Annotated in this window: 15 protein-coding genes; 10 read left to right on the forward strand and 5 right to left on the reverse strand. The window is 65.5% G+C overall.

Annotation, left to right across the window (positions count from 1 at the left end; all coding sequences use genetic code 11):
- Nucleotides 1–13: 13 nt before the first annotated feature.
- Nucleotides 14–1,234, reverse strand: coding sequence for an argininosuccinate synthase (locus P1P91_RS08965; RefSeq protein WP_311882065.1), 1,221 nt, complete (start codon nt 1,232–1,234; stop codon nt 14–16).
- Nucleotides 1,235–1,439: 205 nt separating this feature from the next.
- Here P1P91_RS08965 and rnt point away from each other — a divergent pair, with 205 nt between their 5' ends.
- On the forward strand, nt 1,440–2,114 hold the full coding sequence (gene rnt / locus P1P91_RS08970; protein ID WP_311882067.1) for a ribonuclease T: 675 nt from the start codon (nt 1,440–1,442) through the stop codon (nt 2,112–2,114).
- A gap of 129 nt (nt 2,115–2,243) precedes the next feature.
- Nucleotides 2,244–3,503 (forward strand): 6-phosphofructokinase, encoded by a 1,260-nt coding sequence (locus tag P1P91_RS08975; protein WP_311882069.1) that lies wholly within the window; start codon nt 2,244–2,246, stop codon nt 3,501–3,503.
- Between the two features lie 406 nt (nt 3,504–3,909).
- Here the strand turns inward: P1P91_RS08975 and P1P91_RS08980 are convergent, their stop codons facing one another.
- Both P1P91_RS08980 and P1P91_RS08985 read right to left on the reverse strand, forming a co-directional pair.
- Complete coding sequence (locus tag P1P91_RS08980) at nt 3,910–4,953, reverse strand: IS110 family RNA-guided transposase (protein ID WP_311882070.1); 1,044 nt, start codon at nt 4,951–4,953, stop codon at nt 3,910–3,912.
- Nucleotides 4,954–5,137: 184 nt separating this feature from the next.
- Nucleotides 5,138–6,853: a protein kinase domain-containing protein gene (locus P1P91_RS08985; RefSeq protein ID WP_311882071.1), complete on the reverse strand. Its 1,716-nt coding sequence runs from the start codon at nt 6,851–6,853 to the stop codon at nt 5,138–5,140.
- Nucleotides 6,854–7,139: 286 nt separating this feature from the next.
- Here P1P91_RS08985 and ppa point away from each other — a divergent pair, with 286 nt between their 5' ends.
- The 8 genes from ppa to purH all read left to right on the forward strand — a co-directional run bounded on the left by ppa (nt 7,140) and on the right by purH (nt 16,077).
- Nucleotides 7,140–7,670, forward strand: coding sequence for an inorganic diphosphatase (ppa, locus tag P1P91_RS08990; protein WP_311882072.1), 531 nt, complete (start codon nt 7,140–7,142; stop codon nt 7,668–7,670).
- 140 nt (nt 7,671–7,810) lie between these two features.
- A complete protein-coding gene (gene dsbD, locus P1P91_RS08995) occupies nt 7,811–9,850 on the forward strand; it encodes a protein-disulfide reductase DsbD (protein WP_311882073.1) in 2,040 nt (679 codons plus the stop codon).
- A 380-nt stretch (nt 9,851–10,230) separates the two neighbouring features.
- Nucleotides 10,231–10,707 (forward strand): acetyl-CoA carboxylase biotin carboxyl carrier protein, encoded by a 477-nt coding sequence (gene accB, locus P1P91_RS09000; RefSeq protein ID WP_311882074.1) that lies wholly within the window; start codon nt 10,231–10,233, stop codon nt 10,705–10,707.
- Nucleotides 10,708–10,738: 31 nt separating this feature from the next.
- Entirely contained in the window at nt 10,739–12,079 is a 1,341-nt protein-coding gene (accC, locus tag P1P91_RS09005; protein ID WP_311882076.1) for an acetyl-CoA carboxylase biotin carboxylase subunit, read from the forward strand.
- Nucleotides 12,080–12,149: 70 nt separating this feature from the next.
- Nucleotides 12,150–13,073: a 50S ribosomal protein L11 methyltransferase gene (prmA, locus tag P1P91_RS09010; RefSeq protein ID WP_311882077.1), complete on the forward strand. Its 924-nt coding sequence runs from the start codon at nt 12,150–12,152 to the stop codon at nt 13,071–13,073.
- 15 nt (nt 13,074–13,088) lie between these two features.
- Nucleotides 13,089–14,126 (forward strand): tRNA dihydrouridine synthase DusB, encoded by a 1,038-nt coding sequence (dusB, locus tag P1P91_RS09015; protein WP_311882078.1) that lies wholly within the window; start codon nt 13,089–13,091, stop codon nt 14,124–14,126.
- 14 nt (nt 14,127–14,140) lie between these two features.
- Complete coding sequence (fis, locus tag P1P91_RS09020; RefSeq protein WP_311885758.1) at nt 14,141–14,434, forward strand: DNA-binding transcriptional regulator Fis; 294 nt, start codon at nt 14,141–14,143, stop codon at nt 14,432–14,434.
- Between the two features lie 56 nt (nt 14,435–14,490).
- Nucleotides 14,491–16,077: a bifunctional phosphoribosylaminoimidazolecarboxamide formyltransferase/IMP cyclohydrolase gene (gene purH / locus P1P91_RS09025; RefSeq protein ID WP_311882079.1), complete on the forward strand. Its 1,587-nt coding sequence runs from the start codon at nt 14,491–14,493 to the stop codon at nt 16,075–16,077.
- Nucleotides 16,078–16,190: 113 nt separating this feature from the next.
- Here purH and P1P91_RS09030 read toward each other — a convergent pair whose 3' ends face one another.
- A complete protein-coding gene (locus P1P91_RS09030; protein WP_311882081.1) occupies nt 16,191–17,648 on the reverse strand; it encodes an NAD-dependent succinate-semialdehyde dehydrogenase in 1,458 nt (485 codons plus the stop codon).
- Nucleotides 17,649–17,748: 100 nt separating this feature from the next.
- Nucleotides 17,749–18,309, reverse strand: coding sequence for a GTP cyclohydrolase I FolE (folE, locus tag P1P91_RS09035; protein ID WP_311882083.1), 561 nt, complete (start codon nt 18,307–18,309; stop codon nt 17,749–17,751).
- Between the last annotated feature and the right edge of the window lie 105 nt (nt 18,310–18,414).

Below are 18,414 nucleotides of genomic sequence, written 5' to 3' on the forward strand. Positions count from 1 at the left end.
ACGGGCGCCGTGACTAGCCCTGCTTGCGGCCCTTGCCGGCGGCGATGCGCAGGCGCAGGGCGTTGAGCTTGATAAAGCCTTCGGCGTCTTTCTGGTCGTAGGCGCCGGCGTCGTCTTCAAACGTCGCAATGGACTCGTCGAACAGCGAGTCGTCGGACTTGCGGCCCACCACGGTGGCGCTGCCCTTGTAGAGCTTCATGCGCACCACGCCGTTGACGTTGCCCTGGGTCTCGTCGATGGCCGCCTGCAGCATGCGCCGCTCCGGGCTCCACCAGTAGCCGTTGTAGACCACTTCGGCGTACTTGGGCATCAGCTGGTCTTTCATGTGCGCCTCTTCGCGGTCCAGGGTCAAGGACTCCATGGCGCGGTGGGCGCTTAGCATGATGGTGCCGCCGGGGGTTTCGTAGCAGCCCCGGGACTTCATGCCCACGTAGCGGTTCTCGACGATGTCCAGCCGGCCGATGCCGTTGTCGCCGCCGAGCCTGTTGAGCTTCGACAGCACGTCGTGGGGGGGCAGCGACTCGCCGTCGATGGCGACGATGTCGCCCTGCTCAAAGGTCAGCTCGATGTAGGTGGGGGTATCCGGCGCCGCCTCCGGGGAAACGCTCCAGCGCCACATGTCTTCTTCGGCCTCGGCCCAGGGGTCTTCGAGAATGCCGCCCTCGTAGGAGATGTGCAAAAGGTTGGCGTCCATGGAGTACGGCGACTTTTTCTTCTGGCCGGAGAAGTCCACCGGGATCTGATGCGCTTCGCAATAGGCCATGAGCTTTTCCCGGGAGTTCAGATCCCACTCGCGCCAGGGGGCGATGACCTGGACGCCGGGCTTGAGGGCGTAGGCGCCAAGCTCGAAGCGCACCTGGTCGTTGCCCTTGCCGGTGGCGCCGTGGGAGATGGCGTCGGCGCCGGTCTCGTTGGCGATCTCGACCAGCCGCTTGGCGATCAGCGGGCGGGCAATGGAGGTGCCCAGCAGGTATTCGCCTTCGTAGACGGTGTTGGCGCGGAACATGGGATAGACGTAGTCGCGGACGAACTCTTCGCGCAGATCTTCGATGTAGATTTCCTTGATGCCCAGCGCCCTGGCCTTTTCCCGGGCCGGCTCGACCTCTTCGCCCTGGCCGATATCAGCGGTAAAGGTGACCACCTCGCAGCCGTAGGTTTCCTGCAGCCATTTGACGATAACGGACGTATCCAGGCCGCCGGAATAGGCCAGCACTACCTTGTTGACATCGGACATCGTGTGCTCCTCGTGAAAAACGGATCAAGACAAACCCCAAGTATAGCGCCCCGGGCCGCCTGCGAATACCACCGGCGGCCTGCGTATAAAGCGCCGGGAAAAAGCTGCTAGAATCGGCCTGTTTCGATCCGCCACCGTCGCCGGTTTGCGGCTTGGTGTCACCCGCCATTCACCCCGCTACCCATCTGCCAATCAGGAGTACTGCATGAGCGAGGCTATTGCTCGCGATTTGATGTCCCGGCGTTTTCGCAGCTATTTGCCGGTCGTGGTCGACCTGGAAACCGGCGGCTTTGACGCCACAGGCGATGCGCTGCTGGAAATCGCGGCGGTAACGCTCACCATGGATCCGGACGGCAACCTCTTGCCCGAAGCGACCTACGCCCACCATATTCGCCCCTTCGAGGGGGCCAACGTGGAACAGGCGGCGCTGGATTTCACCGGCATTCGCCTCGACGACCCGCTGCGCCAGCAGGTGGCCATGGAAGAATGCCAGGCGCTGGGCGACATTTTTCGTCCGATTCGCAAGTCGATCAAGTCGCACGGCTGCACCCGGGCGATTCTCGTCGGCCACAACGCCGCCTTTGACCACGGCTTTTTGAACGCCGCGGTCAACCGCTGCGGCATCAAGCGCAACCCCTTTCACCCGTTCTCCAGCTTCGATACGGCGTCCCTGGCGGGCCTGGTCTACGGCCAGACGGTCCTGGCCCGCGCCTGCCGGGCGGCGGGTATCGAGTTCGACAACAAGTCGGCCCATTCGGCGCGCTACGACACCGAGCGCACCGCGGAGCTGTTCTGCGCCATGGTCAACCGCTACAAGGATCTGGGCGGCTGGCGGCTGGCCCAGCAGGAGCAGGACATGGACACGGACAGCGCCGAGTAGGCCCGCGGGGCGGATGCAGCCGCCGGCGCTTTGCGCTAGAATTCGCCACCGTTAATTAATGTTGCCGTCTCCGGGGAGCCTTGCCGCCCCGGCGTTTTTTCGTCTCGCTTCAGGAGTTCCACCGTTTCCATGGCCCAGCACAACGCTTTTTACGCCCAGTCCGGAGGCGTCACCGCCGTCATCAACGCCAGCGCCTGCGGCGTGATCGAAGCCTGCCGCGAAGCGCCGGAGCACATCGGCAAGGTCTACGCCGGGCGTAACGGCATCATCGGCGCGCTGACCGAGGATCTGATCGACGTCAGCCAGGAAAGCGACGAAACCATCGCCGCGCTGCGCCATACCCCGGGCGGCGCCTTCGGCTCCTGCCGCTACAAGCTCAAGGATATCGACACCCACCGCGCCCAGTACGAGCGGCTGATCGAGGTGTTCAAGGCCCACGACATCCGCTACTTCTTCTACAACGGCGGCGGCGACAGCGCCGATACCTGCCTCAAGGTCTCCCAGCTCTCCGAGAAGATGGGCTACCCGCTGACCGCCATCCACGTGCCCAAGACCGTGGACAACGACCTGCCGATTACCGACTGCTCGCCGGGCTTTGGCAGCGTGGCCAAGTACATTGCCACCTCGACCCTGGAAGCGTCGCTGGACATCGCCTCCATGTGCGCCACCTCGACCAAGGTGTTCGTGCTCGAGGTCATGGGCCGCCACGCCGGCTGGATCGCCGCCGCCGGCGGGCTTGCCGGCCAGGGCGAAGGCGAACCGCCGCACGTCATCATCTTCCCCGAGATCGCCTTCGACCGCGAGGCGGTGATGGCCAGGGTGGAGTACTGCGTCAGAGAATACGGCTACTGCGTGATGGTGGTCTCCGAAGGCGCGCGCTACGAAGACGGCACTTTCCTCGCCGATGCCGGCAACACCGACGCCTTCGGCCACCGCCAGCTCGGCGGCGTGGCGCCGACGGTGGCGGGCATGGTCAAGCAGGACCTGGGCTACAAGTATCACTGGGCCGTGGCCGACTATCTTCAGCGCGCCGCCCGCCATCTGGCGTCCAAGACCGACGTCGAGCAGGCCTACGCCGTGGGCCGCGAGGCGGTGGCCCTGGCGCTGGCGGGCAAGAACTCAATGATGCCGGCGATTCGCCGCCTCTCGCCGTCGCCCTACCAGTGGGACGTCATCTCGGCCCCGCTCGCCAAGATTGCCAACCGGGAAACCTTCATGCCCCGGGATTTCATCAGCGAGAACGGCTTTGGCATCACCCAGGCCTGCCGCGATCATCTCTCGCCGCTGATTCAGGGCGAGGACTTCCCCCCGTTCAAAAACGGCCTGCCCGTGGTGGCCAAACCCCGGCTGGAAAAGGTGGATAAGCGCCTGCCCGAGTTTACGCTGTAACACAGGCCAGGCGGGCCTGCGGCCCGCATCGCCCGGCAAAGCCGGCCTCCCACAAAACCCTGCATAGCCGGCCACGGCGGGCATATCGCTGACGCTCGCCGATAACCGACAGCGGGGTGCCCCCCTGTGTCATTGCGTATAGGGACTCCTCCCCGGTTGCAAGCCTCGAAAGCCTGAAAAACACAGCCGATGCGTGCGTATAGTCGGTCTTTATACGGGGTCGCTATCCCCTGACCCTGATGAACGTCGCGCACCTTCTCTCCTCAACGAGCATTAGGCCTTTCAGCCATCGCAATGATCAGGTTTTGAGAAGGTCGGTCTGACCTGTTTTTCATCCCTCGTGGCTCGGCAACAAGGTGATGGCACTAGCGTGCCAGCATCCCCTGTACTGGTGGCCAACCGGCCATCAGCACTGGAATTCGGTGTCTACATAATCCGCCCGGTACGTCGTGTTGCCGTGCAGCAGCGCCCAGGCCACTCGCACGGTTTTGTTGGCCAGGGCAACGGCCGCCTTGTTCTTGCCCACGCGGTCGACCAGCGCTCTCAGCCAGTGGCTTTTGCTGTCCTGCTTGTCGCCCAGCCGCTGGATTACCGAATGCGCCCCGCGGATCAGCGCGGCCTTGAGGGAGAGCTGGCCGGTTCGGCCTATCCCCGTCATGGCCACCTTGCCGCCGCTGCTGAACTGGCGCGGTGTCAGGCCCAGGTAGGCCGACGCCTGTCGTCCTTTGCTGAACGCCTTGCCGTTACCCAGGGCGCTGTAGAGCTGGGTGGCAACGACGGGGCCGACGCCTTCCACGGCCTGCAGCCGCTGACACGCCGGAATGGCGCGGCTCAGCTGCTCCATTTGCTTGTCCAGGCGGTGAATGCGCTCATTTTGATGGTCCAGCTCGGCCATTTGGTCGGCCAGCAGCTCGCGTATCGTGAACGTCAGTTCGTTCTCCGCGTCCTCCAGCACACGCCACAGGGTCCGCTTCAGGGCCGCCTGACCGCGCCCGGAGACAATGCCGTATTCCTGCAGCAGGCCATGTACCTGGTTGATCAGCTGGGTGCGCTGTTTGATGTAACGATCTCGGATGCGATGCAGGCTCTGCAGGTCCTGCTGCTCCAGGTTTTTCTGAGGCACAAAACGCATGTGGGGTCGCAACCCGGCCTCCACGATCGCCAGCGCATCGTTGGCATCGGTCTTATGCCCCTTGCGAAACGGGGTGACAAACTGCGGTGCAATAAGCCGTACCTCATGCCCCATGGCCTGGAACTGCCGCGACCAGTGATGCGAGCCGCCGCAGGCCTCCATGAAGACGCGACAGCTTGGCTGACGCCGCAGGTAATCCAGCAGCTCCGCGCGCTTCAGCACTTTGTTGGTACGAACGCGTTGTTGACGGGTATTCACGATGCACACCTGAAACGCCTGCTTTGCCAAATCAATGCCAATCGCCGTATGCTGGTTCATGACTCTTCCCCCTCTTTTGGTGGTCTCAACGCCATTCTGCCCGATGAGGCATCGGAGTGGGGAGGAGTCCCTTTCATTGAGCGTAGCGAAGCAATCTCGGGGTTTCCCGCTACCCGCCGATTAAAACCGAGATCGCTTCGCTGGCGCTCGCGATGACGCCTGGCGAGAAGCAGCGTCATATCCCCTACCGCAGCACCCAGGAAAGCACCAAAAGCAGCAGCAGAATGCCCGCCACGCCCTGCCAGAAGCGCCGGGCGTCGGCGCGCTGGGCGGCGTCCGGCGGCGAAGTGTGGCGGCGCACTTGCAGCTCGTGCACCAGCTCCGACAGCCTGCGAAAGCGCAGCGCGCGCTGGGGGTCCAGGGCCCGGCGCAGGGTATCGTCCAGCGCCGGGGTAATCTCGGGGTTGGCAGCGCGCGCGCTGCGGTAGCTGAGGGCTTCCAGGTCGGTGTGGTTGCAAAGCCTGTCCGGGGTCAGCCGGTACGGCAGCTGGCCGGTGAGCAGCCAGTAGACCGTGGAAGCATAGCCGTACTGATCGCTGCGCTGGCCGATGCTGTCGCCCAGGGCGTATTCCGGCGCGGTGTGCGGAGTAAAGCCGATGGGCCGGAGGATTTCGCCGGACCGGCGGTGGCCGTCGGCATCGCGCAGATGGCAGGCGCTGAAGTCAGTGAGCACCACCTTGCCGTGCTCGTCGACCAGGACGTTATTCGGGTTGATCTGCTGATGCAGCACCCCGCGGTGGTGCAGCGCCTGTACCGCATGGCCCAGCTGACCGGCCATTTCCAACCGCTGGGCAAGCGTTGCCTGGGGGTGGCGCTCGGCCCACGCGCGCAGGGTCTCGCCGCGTATGCTGGACAGCAGATAGTAGAGATAGTGGCGCGGCCGCGAGGGCTCGACCACCCGCACCACAAACGGCGACGATACCCGCTCCACTACCCACTGCTGCAGCAGGAAATGCTCCAGGTAGGCATTGCGCAGGGAAAGCTCGGGGCTCGGCGCCTTCATCACCACCTCGGCCCCGGTATTCACGTCCTTCACCCGGTACACCCGTGACTGCGCCGTGCGCGCCAGCACTTCGATCACTTCCAGCCCGTCCAGCCGCTCCCCCGGCGAGAGCTCCGGCGGAATCGGCAGGTCGCCGTAAAGCTGGCCGGGGTCGTCGCTTTGCCCCTCGGGCAGCTCGTCGATGCGCGCCAGCTGAAAGCAGAACGGATCCACGGCGTAGCCGCGCTCCCGGGCCCGAGCGCTGGCTTCGTTCACCAGGCGCTCGCAGGCGGCGTTAAGGTCGCTTGCGTCCTGGCGTATCAGCCGCACGTAGTCCGAGGGCAGAAGCGTCCCCACCGCCGCCCGGGTGGTGAAGAGGAAAATATCGCCCTGCTTGAGCGGGAAGCGGACGTAGTCGATGTCCACGCTGTTGTCCATGCCCAGCGCCCGGGACGGATAGCGATAGCCGCCCAGGGCGGTCACGTGCTCGGCGCTGAGCTGCTCGAACTCTGCGCCGCGCAGGCGAAACACCAGGGTGTCGCCGATGTGAAACAGATGGGCGCTTTGCCCGCGAAACACCAGCGTCGACAGCGAGGCGACGAAGCTTTCGGCCGCCGGCTGACGGCTCTGGCCGTGGCACCATCCGTTCAGCGCGCGGAGCACCCGAGTGGCCGAGGTCTTGACGCTCCAGTGGTCGGGCGTGGAAAAGTAGTCCGCGACGAAGGAGCGCACACCAAGCTCCGCGGCCCGGCTTGCCTGGGCGCCGGACGCTACCGAATCGCCGATCACCGCACAGCCGCCCTTGGCGTGCATCAGCGGCTTTTCCGGCAGGTAGACCGCCATCGCGCTTAGCTGGTAACGCCGGGGGGCCGTCACCTGCGCCTGGCCGTAACTGATCAGCAACTGTGCGTGCGCCACCTTTCCTCCCGGCGTTTCTTCCCGGCTTTTTCTCCCGACCCTTCCGCGGCCGGCAAAGCCCTGTGGGACAGGGGTAAACAGGCGCAAATCATACATGCCGCTTGCCGTGTTCCACCATGCGACTTATTGCATACGCCGGGCGCTTGCCAAGAAGGCTTAGTGCATTTTTCGTCGGATTGGTAATCTTTTCGCCTTGTTCGTATAATCCGGTACCCGAATGTTCGGCACCAGCTGTGCTGCCCTGCCTCAACGATTTGCCACACGCCCATGCTCCAAGGAGCCCACGATGAACTTTGACAACATCCCCGCCGGCAAGGCGCTGCCCAACGATATCTACGTGGCCATTGAGGTCCCGGCCAATCACGCGCCGGTCAAATACGAGATCGACGAAGACATGGGCGCGCTGATGGTCGACCGCTTTCTGGCCACGCCGATGTTCTACCCGGCCAACTACGGCTACATTCCGCGTACCCTGGCCGACGACGGCGACGCCCTCGATGCCTTGGTGGTCACCCCGCACCCGGTAGGAGCAGGCAGCATCATCCGCGCCCGGCCGGTGGGCGTGCTCAACATGACCGATGAGGCCGGCGAGGATGCCAAGCTGGTGTGTGTGCCCCATGCCAAGCTGACCGCGCTTTACAACGACATCAACGAGGCCACCGACCTCCCCGAGCTGCTGCGCCAGCAAATCGCCCATTTCTTTGAAAACTACAAGGATCTGGAAAAGGGCAAGTGGGTCAAGGTCGAATCCTGGGACAACGCCGAAGCCGCCCACCGGGCCATCGAAAAAGCCGTCGATGCCTATGAAAAAGCCTGACGGCCGCTTGTGCCTCACCAGCGAACGGGTCGCCTTCGGGCGGCCCGTTTGCGTTTACGGCGAAGATTAACGCGCCATGAAGCCCGCAAGGCCGCTTGCGCATCGGCGCTTTTGAATTCTCAGCCACTAAGGACGATTCCGTGCTATTCCATTTCCGCCTGCCCGCCGCGCTGCGGTACCGTCAAGCCCTTTGGCTTGTGGCCGCGCTGCTTGTCTTGCTGCCTCCGGGGCTTGCCCAGGCCCAGTGGTTTTCCGGCGATGACCAGGGTGACTTTCTGCCCGTGCGCGAGGCCTTTCAGCCCAGCGCCTGGCACGACGGCGACACGCTCTATATCGGCGTCGAGGCAGCCGAAGACCACTACCTCTATCGCCATCAGTTTGCCGTCGAGAGCCAGTCCCCCGACGTCAGCCTCGGCGAGCCGGAGCTGCCGCCGGGCACCTTCATGACCGACGAATACCTCGGCGAGGTCTACACCTTCCGCGATACCGTGGTCTTCGAAACGCCCCTGGAAGAGGCGCATAACGGCCCCTTTGACGTCGAGCTGACCTTTCAGGGCTGCGCCGACGCCGGGCTTTGCTACCCCCCCGAACGCATGTCCCTCGAAGCCGCCGAGAGCGGGCCTCCGGCGGCCTTTGCCGATGCCGGCGAAGCCAGCGGCCAGGCCTCGCCCATCGAAGAAACCTCCCCTGCCGGCAAATCGTCGCCGGCGGCCAGCGACGCCGCTTCTTTCCCCAGCGGCGATGCGCCTGATAACGAAGCGCCGGCCAGCGAAGCAGCCGTCGGCGAAACCCCGGCGAGCGATGTCGCCGAAGCCGACAGCGACGCGGCGGATGCCGGCTTCAGCGGCCCGCAAAGCGAAGACCGCCGCTTTGCTACCCTGCTCGACGATGCCAGCCTGCCGCTGTCGCTGGGGCTTTTCTTCCTCGCCGGGCTGGGGCTGACGTTTACCCCCTGCGTGCTGCCGATGCTGCCGATCATGTCGTCGATCATCGTCGGCCAGAACCCCACCCGCCCCCGGGCCTTTGTGCTCTCGGCCAGCTACGTGCTGGGCATGGCGCTGACCTATGCCCTGGTCGGCGTGCTGATGGGGCTGTTTGGCGCGGGCCTGAACCTCCAGGCGCACCTGCAGTCGGCGCCGGTGCTGATCACCTTTGCGGTGCTGTTCACGCTCTTTGCGCTGGCCATGTTCGGCGCTTTCGACCTGCGCCTGTCGCCGCGCCTCGCCTCCCGGATAGACGCCTGGCAAAACCGCGCCCAGCAAAGCGGCCCGCTGGGGATTGCCGTGGCCGGGGCGCTCTCGGTGCTGGTGGTTTCGCCCTGCGTCACCGCGCCGCTGGCCGGCGCCATGGTGTTCATTTCGTCCACCGGCGACGGCGTGCTGGGCGGCGCGGTGCTGTTTGCGCTGGGGCTGGGCATGGGCGTGCCGCTGCTGCTGGTCGGCACCTTTGGTGCCACGCTGCTGCCGCGCTCCGGCGCCTGGATGAACGGCGTCAAGATCGCCTTCGGCCTTTTGCTGCTGGGGGTCGCCATCTGGATGGTCGAGCGGCTGGTGGCCGCGCCCGTGGCGCTGATGCTGTGGGCAGCGCTGGCCGTGGGCTCGGCGCTGGCGCTGGGGGCGCTGCAGTTCAACCAGCCCCAGGGCTGGGGCCGGGCCCGCCAGGCGCTGGGCATTCTGCTGCTGGCCTGGGGTATCGCCCTGCTGCTGGGCGCCGCCCAAGGCAACAGCAACCCGCTGCGTCCGCTGCAGAGCACCCAGCAGATGGGCGCCAGCGGCGGTACGCCGACAGCGGCGGCCGAGCCCAGGTTCACCCGGGTGGATACCCTGGCAGGGCTCAACGACGCGCTGGACGACGCCGCCGCCAAAGGCGAGCCGGCGTTTGTCGACTTTACCGCCGAGTGGTGCATTTCGTGCAAGGTCATGGAGCGCGAGGTGTATCCCGACCCCAGGGTCGCCAGCGCGCTTGCCGACTATAGGCTGATCCAGGCCGACGTCACCGAGACCGATGACAGCACCCGGGAGCTGCTGGAAGCCTTTGACCTGTTCGGCCCGCCGAGCCTTCTGTTCTTTGCCGACGGCAAGGAAATTGCCCAGGCGCGCATCCAGGGCGAGGTGAACGCCGACCAGTTCAGCGCCCATCTGGAAAAGCTGGGCCAGTGGCTCGATAGCCGCGCCGGCTAAGCCTGCCCGCCTGCTCGCCTGCCGGCCGGTGCGCTTTTGCCATCCGGCCGGCGTTCGGCAGCGCTAGACAGGCTGCCTTTTTTTCGGCAAACTTCGCCTGCACGCGAGCCCGGTGCGCGGTTTGGGGCGCCAACACAGCCGCAACGTTCACCAACGTGCCGCGTTCTCGGTTTTTTGCTTTCAGGTTTACTGCGGCAGGTAACGCCTGCCAGGCGTGCGTGCTGCGCCGTTTGAGCGCGCCCCGCAGGCGCTACTTAAACGCCGCCGTCCGCCATGTCCGTTTTGCCCGGGTGCGGCACCGCTGCGCGCCGCCGGTGTCCGGGAACTATATCGCTTACGCCTTTTGTCGTTTTCATTTTCAAAGAGTATGGAACCCCCGCATGGATATTCGTAAAGTCAAAAAGCTGATCGAGCTGCTGGAAGAGTCCAACATCAGCGAGATCGAGATTCAGGAAGGCGAAGAGTCGGTACGCATCAGCCGCCACCCCGACGGCACTCCCTACGCCCCCCAGCCCATGGCCCAGTTTGCCCCCCACCCGTATCCCACCCAGGCGCCCGACCCCGCCGCGCCCGGCACCGCCACGCCGACGCCGGAAGAAGCGCCGGCGGCGCCGACCTACCGCGGCGAGGCGGTCAGCTCGCCCATGGTCGGCACCTTCTACCGCAGCCCGGCGCCGGGCGCCACGCCCTTTGTCGAAGTGGGCGCCAGCGTGAAGAAAGGCGAAACCGTGTGCATCGTCGAAGCCATGAAGATGATGAACCAGATCGAAGCCGACCGTGACGGCGTCATCGAAGCCATTCTGGTGGAAGACGGCGAGCCGGTCGAGTTCGATCAGCCCATGGTCATCATCGCCTGATCATTCATTTTCGACACGGGTGGAACCTCCCATGCTGGACAAGGTACTGATCGCCAACCGCGGCGAAATCGCCCTGCGCATCCTGCGCGCGTGCAAGGAGCTGGGCATCAAGACGGTCGCGGTGCACTCCCAGGCCGATCGCGAGCTCATGCACGTGCGCCTGGCCGACGAGGTGGTATGCATTGGCCCGGCGCCGTCGGCCCAGTCGTATCTGCATATCCCCGCGCTTATCAGCGCCGCCGAAGTCACCGACGCAAGCGCCATTCATCCCGGCTACGGCTTCCTGTCGGAAAACGCCGATTTTGCCGAGCAGGTCGAGCGCTCGGGCTTTCGATTCATCGGCCCCCGGGCGGAGACCATCCGCCTGATGGGCGACAAGGTCAGCGCCATCAGGGCGATGAAGGCCGCCGGCGTGCCCACCGTGCCCGGCTCCAACGGGCCGCTTGGCGACGACGACGATACCAACCTGGCCACTGCCCGGCGCATCGGCTATCCGGTCATCATCAAGGCCGCTTCCGGCGGCGGCGGGCGCGGTATGCGCGTGGTGCACACCGAAGGCTACCTGCTGTCGGCCATCAGCATCACCCGCACCGAGGCGCACTCGGCGTTCGGCGACGGCACGGTCTATATGGAAAAGTTCCTGGAAAAGCCGCGCCACGTCGAGGTTCAGGTACTGGCCGACGGCCAGGGCAACGCCATCCACCTCTATGATCGCGACTGCTCGCTGCAGCGCCGCCACCAGAAGGTGCTGGAAGAAGCGCCGGCGCCGGGCATCGACCCCGACGCCCGGGCGCAGGTGCTCGAGGCCTGCCGCAACGCCTGCATCGACATCAACTACCGCGGCGCCGGCACCTTCGAGTTTCTCTACGAAAACGGCGAGTTCTTCTTTATCGAGATGAACACCCGGGTACAGGTCGAGCATCCGGTCACGGAAATGGTCACCGGCGTGGACATTGTCAAGGAACAGCTGCGCATTGCCTCGGGCTGGCCGCTTTCCATCACCCAGGATGACGTCAAGCTCGACGGCCACGCCTTCGAATGCCGCATCAACGCCGAAGACGCCCGCACCTTCATGCCCTCGCCGGGCCGGGTCACGCTGTTTCACCCGCCGGGCGGCCTTGGCGTACGCATGGACTCGCACATGTACACCGGCTACAGCGTACCGCCCCACTACGACTCGCTGATCGGCAAGCTGATCACCTGGGGCGAAGATCGCGACATTGCCCTGACGCGGATGCGCAACGCCCTGGACGAGCTGCTGGTGGAAGGCATCAAGACCAACATCGACCTGCACAAGGATCTGGTGCGGGACAGCTACTTCCGCCAGGGCGAAGTCACCATCCACTACCTGGAAAAGAAGCTGGAATCCTGACGCTCGGTTAGCACACGCCGCGGGGAGCCACCGACTGCCCCGCGTTTTTCCCCCACCGTGCGGAGCCCCCATGCCCTGGCTACAGCTTAAAGCCCACGTTCCCCCGGAGCACGCCGAACAGCTCGAGGAGCTGCTGCTCGACGAAGGCGCCACCGCCATCAGCCTGCAGGACGCCGACGACGACCCGGTGTTCGAGCCCGAGCGCGGCACGACGCCGCTGTGGCAGGACACCGTGCTCACTGGCCTTTACGATGACCTGGAAGGCGTGAGCGCCATGCTCGAGCGCATTCACGCCGCCTGGGCCGAGCGGCTGCCCGGCGAGCCCTGCCCCGCGATCGACTACGAGCTGGTGGCCGACCGCGACTGGGAGCGCGAGTGGATGGACGCCTTCGAGCCGCTCAGGATGGGCGAGCGGCTGTGGATCGTGCCCAGCTGGCACGAACCGCCGGCGTCGGATGCGGTCAACCTGATCCTCGACCCCGGCCTTGCCTTCGGTACCGGCACCCACCCCACCACGGCGCTGTGCCTTGGCTGGCTGGACGAGCTGGCCGTGGCCGGCGAGCTTGCCGGCGCCCGGGTGCTGGACGTGGGCTGCGGCTCGGGGATTTTGGCCATCGCCGCGCTGAAACTCGGCGCGCGCCGCGCCACGGGCACCGATATCGACCCCCAGGCGCTCCAGGCCAGCCGCGACAACGCCGAACGCAACGCCGTAAGGGACGCCGACCTGGCGCTTTACTACCCCGAGGCGCTCGACCTTGAGCACCCCGAGACCGGCTACCCCGTCGTGGTGGCCAACATCCTCGCCGGTCCGCTGGTGGAGCTGGCCCCGGCCGTTGCCGGGCGCGTGGCCGCCGGCGGCCGACTGGCGCTGTCGGGCATTCTCGAGCACCAGGCCGACGAAGTGCTCGACGCCTACCGGGCCCAAGGGCTTATCATGGACGAGCCGGCGCACCGCGAAGGCTGGGTGCGCCTGACCGGCATACGCCCGGAGTAAACGCGCGGATCGACTATGACACCACCTTTGACTTCTGTCTCCATCGGCCCCTATACGCTGCCCAACCGCACGCTGCTGGCACCCATGGCCGGCGTCACCGACCGCCCCTTCCGCCAGCTGTGCCGGCGGCTGGGTGCCGGCTGGGTAGTGGGGGAAATGGTCACGTCCGATCCCTCGCTGTGGCACACGCGCAAGTCCCGCCAGCGCATGGATCATAGCGGCGAGCCCGCCCCTCGGGTGGTGCAGATTGCCGGCGGCGACGCCGAGATGCTCGCCAAGGCCGCCCGCCTGAACGCCGAGCTTGGGGCCGAAGTCATCGACATCAACATGGGCTGCCCGGCGAAAAAAGTCTGCAACAAGGCCGCCGGCTCCGCGCTGATGCGCGACGAGCGCCTGGTCGCCGAGATCGTCAACGCCGTGGTGGCCGCGGTAGATATCCCGGTGACGCTGAAAATCCGTACCGGCTGGTGCGCCGACAGCAACAACGCCGTGCGCGTGGCAGGCATCGCCGAAGACGCCGGCATCCGGGCGCTTGCCGTGCACGGCCGCCACCGCCAGCAGCGCTACGCGGGAGAGGCCGAATACGACACCATCGCCGCGGTGAAGTCCCGGGTGGGGCTGCCGGTATTTGCCAACGGCGATATCGATACCCCCGAAAAAGCGGCCCAAGTGCTGGACTACACCCGAGCCGACGCGCTGATGATCGGCCGCGGCGCCCAGGGCAACCCCTGGATATTTCAGCAGATCAACCACTATCTCGACCACGGCACGCCGCTGGCCGCCCCCACGCCCGGCGAGCGCGCCCGGGTACTGGGCGAACACCTGGCCGCGCTGCACGCATTTTACGGCGACTACATGGGCGTGCGCATCGCGCGCAAGCACCTGGGCTGGTACCTCGCCGCCGATACGCGCTTTACGCCGGCGCAGCAGCGCGCCCTGAAACAGCAGTTCAACGCCCTGGAGACCCCGGCGGCGCAGTTTGCCTGGATGGAGACTTTAACGGTGCCGGATGCCGCCGTACGCCTGTCAGCCAAAGGAGGCCACGCCGCATGACGGATCGCAACCCGATGCCCACCCGCCCGGACACCGCCGCGCTCGACAAAACGCCGCCAGAGGCGCCGCCCAAACCCCTGCGCGACGCCGTGGAAGCCTCCATGCGGCGCTATTTCGAGCACCTTGACGGCGGCGAAACCAGCGACCTTTACGCCATGGTCATGGCCGAGGTGGAAACGCCCTTGCTGGCCGCCGTGCTGGAGTATACTCACGGCAACCAGACCCGCGCTGCCAAGGTGCTGGGGCTGAACCGCGGCACCCTGCGCAAGAAGCTCAAGCATTACGGACTTATCGACAGCGCACCCTGAGCCTTCAGGCTCAGGCTTTGCTGTTTTCTATCAGACCCACTGCCTACGAGAGTGTGATGGCTACTACCGCGTCCCCCGTTCGCCGCGCTCTGCTGAGCGTCTCCGATAAAACCGGCATCGTCGACTTTGCCCGCGGCCTGCGCGAGCACGGCGTCGAGCTTTTGTCCACCGGCGGCACCTTCCGGCTGCTCAAGGAAAACGACCTCCCGGTCAGAGAGGTTTCCGAACACACCGGCTTTCCGGAAATCATGGACGGGCGGGTCAAGACCCTGCATCCCAAAATCCACGGCGGCATTCTTGCCCGCCGGGGGCAGGACGACGCGGTCATGGCGGAAAACGATATTGCGCCCATCGACATGGTGGTGGTCAACCTCTACCCCTTTGCCGACACCGTCGCCAACCCCGAGTGCACGCTCGAAGACGCCGTCGAAAACATCGACATCGGCGGGCCGGCCATGCTGCGCGCCTGCGCCAAGAACCACGCCCACACTACCGTGGTGGTCAACGCCGGCGACTATCCCCGAGTGCTGGACGAGCTGGCCGCTCGAAACGGCAGCATCGGCGCCATCGCGCGCTTTGACCTCGCGGTCAAGGCGTTCGAGCACTCGGCGGGCTACGACGGCGCCATCGCCGACTACCTGGGCCGCCGGGTGAGCGCCGAGGACGCCAACTTCCCGCGCACCTTCAACCTGCAGCTGGCCAAAAAGCAGGACATGCGCTACGGCGAGAACCCCCACCAGAACGCCGCCTTCTACGTCGAGCCCGAGGCCTTACAGCCCGGGGTGGCCACCGCGCAAAGCCGCCAGGGCAAGCCGCTGTCGTTCAACAACATCGCCGACACCGACGCTGCCTTTGAGTGCGTGAAGGCCTTTGACGACACCGCCTGCGTGATCGTCAAGCACGCCAACCCCTGCGGCGCGGCCGTGGGCCAAAACGCGGCCGAAGCCTACGATCGCGCCTTTGCCACCGATCCTACCAGCGCCTTCGGCGGCATTATTGCGTTCAACGTGACGCTCGACGCCGAAACGGCGCGGCGTATCATCGACCGCCAGTTCGTCGAGGTGATCATCGCCCCGGGGATCGACGACGACGCCGCGGCCATCGTCGCGAAGAAGCCCAACGTGCGCCTGCTCGACGCCGGCGCCGGCGCCGGCTGGCCGGGCGGCCAGGCAGCGCCGGCGCTTGACTACAAGCGCGTCAACGGCGGGCTTCTGGTGCAGGAGCGCGACAGCGGCACGGTAAGCCGGAACGACCTCAGAGTGGTCAGCGAGCGCGCGCCGTCGGAGCAGGAGCTTGATGATCTGCTCTTTGCCTGGCGGGTGGCCAAGTTTGTCAAGTCCAACGCCATCGTCTACGCCAGCCAAGGCCAGACCGTGGGCGTGGGCGCGGGGCAGATGAGCCGCGTCTATTCGGCCAAAATCGCCGGCATCAAGGCCGCGGACGAGGCCCTGCCGGTGCCGGGCTCGGTGATGGCCTCGGACGCCTTCTTCCCCTTCCGCGACGGCATCGACGCCGCCAGCGAAGCCGGCATCACCGCCGTCATTCAGCCCGGCGGCTCGGTGCGCGACCAGGAAGTCATCGACGCCGCCAACGAGGCCGGCATTGCCATGGTGTTCACCGGCATGCGCCACTTTCGTCACTGATCTTTCGCGGCTGTCCTTCCGCCACCGGTACGCCAGGCCGTCACTGACGCCCAGCCGTAAAAAAACCCCGGCGGCCGCGCAGTCCGCCGGGGTTGTACCCGGATGATTCGGCGTTAGCTGATGTCCATGCACAGGTACTTGGTTTCGAGGTACTCCTCCAGGCCCTGGTGGCCGCCTTCGCGCCCCAGTCCCGAAGCTTTCATGCCGCCAAAGGGCGCGGCGGCGTTGGAGATCGCCCCGGTGTTGATCCCCACCATGCCGTACTCCAGCGCGTCGGCCACCCGCCAGGTGCGCGCCAGGTCCCGGGAATAGAAATACGAGGCCAGGCCGTAGCGGGTATCGTTGGCCATGGCCACGGCGGTTTCCTCGTCATCGAAGGGAAAGACCGCCGCCAGCGGGCCGAAGGTTTCTTCCTCGGCCACGCGCATGTCCGAGCTGGCCGCGCTGATCAGCGTCGGCGAGAAAAAGTTGCCCCCCAGCGGATGCGGATGGCCGCCCAGCAACAGCTCGGCGCCCTTGTCCACGGCGTCCTGAACGTGCTCGGTGACCTTGGAGACCGCCGCCTCGTCGATCAGCGGGCCGATGTTGTTGCTGGGTTCCTCGCCGTCGCCCACGTGGAGTTCGCTGTTCATGGCCACCGCGAGCTTTTCGCAGAAAGCGTTGACCACGCTTGTCTGCACCAGAAAGCGATTGGTGCAGATGCAGGTTTGCCCGGTGTTGCGGAACTTGGCGGCCATGGCACCTTCCACGGCGGCGTCCAGATCGGCGTCTTCAAAGACGATAAAGGGCGCGTTGCCGCCGAGCTCCAGAGAAATTTTCTGCACGTGTTCGGCGGCCTGGGTCATCAGCTGGCTGCCGACCTCGGTAGAGCCGGTGAAGGTAATCTTGCGCACCTTGGGCGAATGGGTCAGCGCCCGACCGATATCACCGGCGCTGCCGGGCACTACGTTGAAGACGCCCCGGGGGATGCCCGCGCGCTCGGCCAGCAGCGCCAGAGCCGTGGCCGAAAACGGCGTCTGGCTGGCAGGCTTGATCACAATGGTACAGCCCGCCGCCAGGGCCGCGGCGGCCTTGCGCGTGATCATCGCCGCGGGGAAGTTCCACGGGGTGATGGCCCCCACCACGCCCACCGGCTGCTTGGTCACCACAATGCGCTGATTGGCCTTGGCCGCGGGAACGGTTTCGCCGTAGGCGCGCCGCCCCTCTTCGGCGAACCAGCGCAGAAAGCTTGCCGCGTAGGCAATCTCGCCCTCGGCTTCCTTGAGCGGCTTGCCCTGCTCGTGGGTCATCAGCATGGCCAGGTCCTGCTGGTGCTCGAGCATCAGCTCGTACCACTTGAGCAGCAGATCGCCGCGCTCCAGGGCCGTCATGCCGCTCCAGGCGGGCATGGCGGCGTCGGCGGCGTCGATGGCGCGCCGGGTTTCGTCTTCGCCAAGGCGCGGCACGTTGCCGATGATATCCCCGGTGGCCGGGTTGTAGACGCTGATTTGCTCGCCGCTGTCAGCGGCTACCCAGCTGCCGTCAATGTAGGCAAAGGGACAGTAAAGCTGGGTCTCTTTTAGCGATTCCATGAGTGCTCCAGACCAGATCGTGGCGTTAGGCATGAAAGACCGTCGCCTTCATGCTAAGACGAAATACCCCTCATGACCAAAAAAACCGGCCCGCCACTACTCAGCTGATCAGCGTCAAGAACTCCTGGCGAGTGGACTGGTTGCTGCGGAAGGCGCCGAGCATCACCGATGACGACATGCTCGAGTTCTGCTTTTCCACGCCGCGCATCATCATGCACAGGTGCTGGGCTTCGATCACCACCGCCACGCCGCGGGCTGCGGTCACCTCCTGAACCGCTTCGGCAATCTGTAGCGTCAGGTTTTCCTGGATTTGCAGGCGACGGGCGAACATATCGGTAATCCGGGCGAACTTGGAGAGTCCCAGCACCTTGCCGTTGGGCATATAGGCCACGTGACACTTGCCGATAAACGGCAGCAAATGGTGCTCGCAGATGGAATAGAGCTCAATATCCTTGACCAGCACCATTTCGTCGCTCTGGGAGTCGAACACCGCGCCGTTGACTATCTCTTCAAGCGTCTGATGATAGCCCGCGGTCAAGAACTGCATGGCCTTGGCCGTGCGTTCAGGGGTGTCCCTGAGCCCTTCGCGGTCAGGGTCTTCTCCCAGCAGCGCCATGATCTGGCGGTAGTGCCGGGCAATGTCATCGGTCTCATCGGTCATCAATAGGGCCTCGTTGCTTATTTGGCGTGTGTCATCCCGGGGCGCCGGCCTGGCGAACACGCCGGGAACGGGCAAGACTATACAGCAGGCAGACGGCAATGTTGT

The sequence above is a fragment of the Halomonas piscis genome, assembly GCF_031886125.1.
Taxonomy (GTDB): domain Bacteria; phylum Pseudomonadota; class Gammaproteobacteria; order Pseudomonadales; family Halomonadaceae; genus Vreelandella; species Vreelandella piscis.

Coding starts and splice junctions, on each gene's coding strand:
- dusB (WP_311882078.1), top strand. CDS start 13,089: ATGACACCACCTTTGACTTCTGTCTCCATCGGCCCCTATACGCTGCCC.
- P1P91_RS09030 (WP_311882081.1), bottom strand. CDS start 17,648: ATGGAATCGCTAAAAGAGACCCAGCTTTACTGTCCCTTTGCCTACATT.
- prmA (WP_311882077.1), top strand. CDS start 12,150: ATGCCCTGGCTACAGCTTAAAGCCCACGTTCCCCCGGAGCACGCCGAA.
- P1P91_RS08965 (WP_311882065.1), bottom strand. CDS start 1,234: ATGTCCGATGTCAACAAGGTAGTGCTGGCCTATTCCGGCGGCCTGGAT.
- purH (WP_311882079.1), top strand. CDS start 14,491: ATGGCTACTACCGCGTCCCCCGTTCGCCGCGCTCTGCTGAGCGTCTCC.
- accC (WP_311882076.1), top strand. CDS start 10,739: ATGCTGGACAAGGTACTGATCGCCAACCGCGGCGAAATCGCCCTGCGC.
- accB (WP_311882074.1), top strand. CDS start 10,231: ATGGATATTCGTAAAGTCAAAAAGCTGATCGAGCTGCTGGAAGAGTCC.
- P1P91_RS08980 (WP_311882070.1), bottom strand. CDS start 4,953: ATGAACCAGCATACGGCGATTGGCATTGATTTGGCAAAGCAGGCGTTT.
- folE (WP_311882083.1), bottom strand. CDS start 18,309: ATGACCGATGAGACCGATGACATTGCCCGGCACTACCGCCAGATCATG.
- fis (WP_311885758.1), top strand. CDS start 14,141: ATGCCCACCCGCCCGGACACCGCCGCGCTCGACAAAACGCCGCCAGAG.
- P1P91_RS08975 (WP_311882069.1), top strand. CDS start 2,244: ATGGCCCAGCACAACGCTTTTTACGCCCAGTCCGGAGGCGTCACCGCC.
- ppa (WP_311882072.1), top strand. CDS start 7,140: ATGAACTTTGACAACATCCCCGCCGGCAAGGCGCTGCCCAACGATATC.
- rnt (WP_311882067.1), top strand. CDS start 1,440: ATGAGCGAGGCTATTGCTCGCGATTTGATGTCCCGGCGTTTTCGCAGC.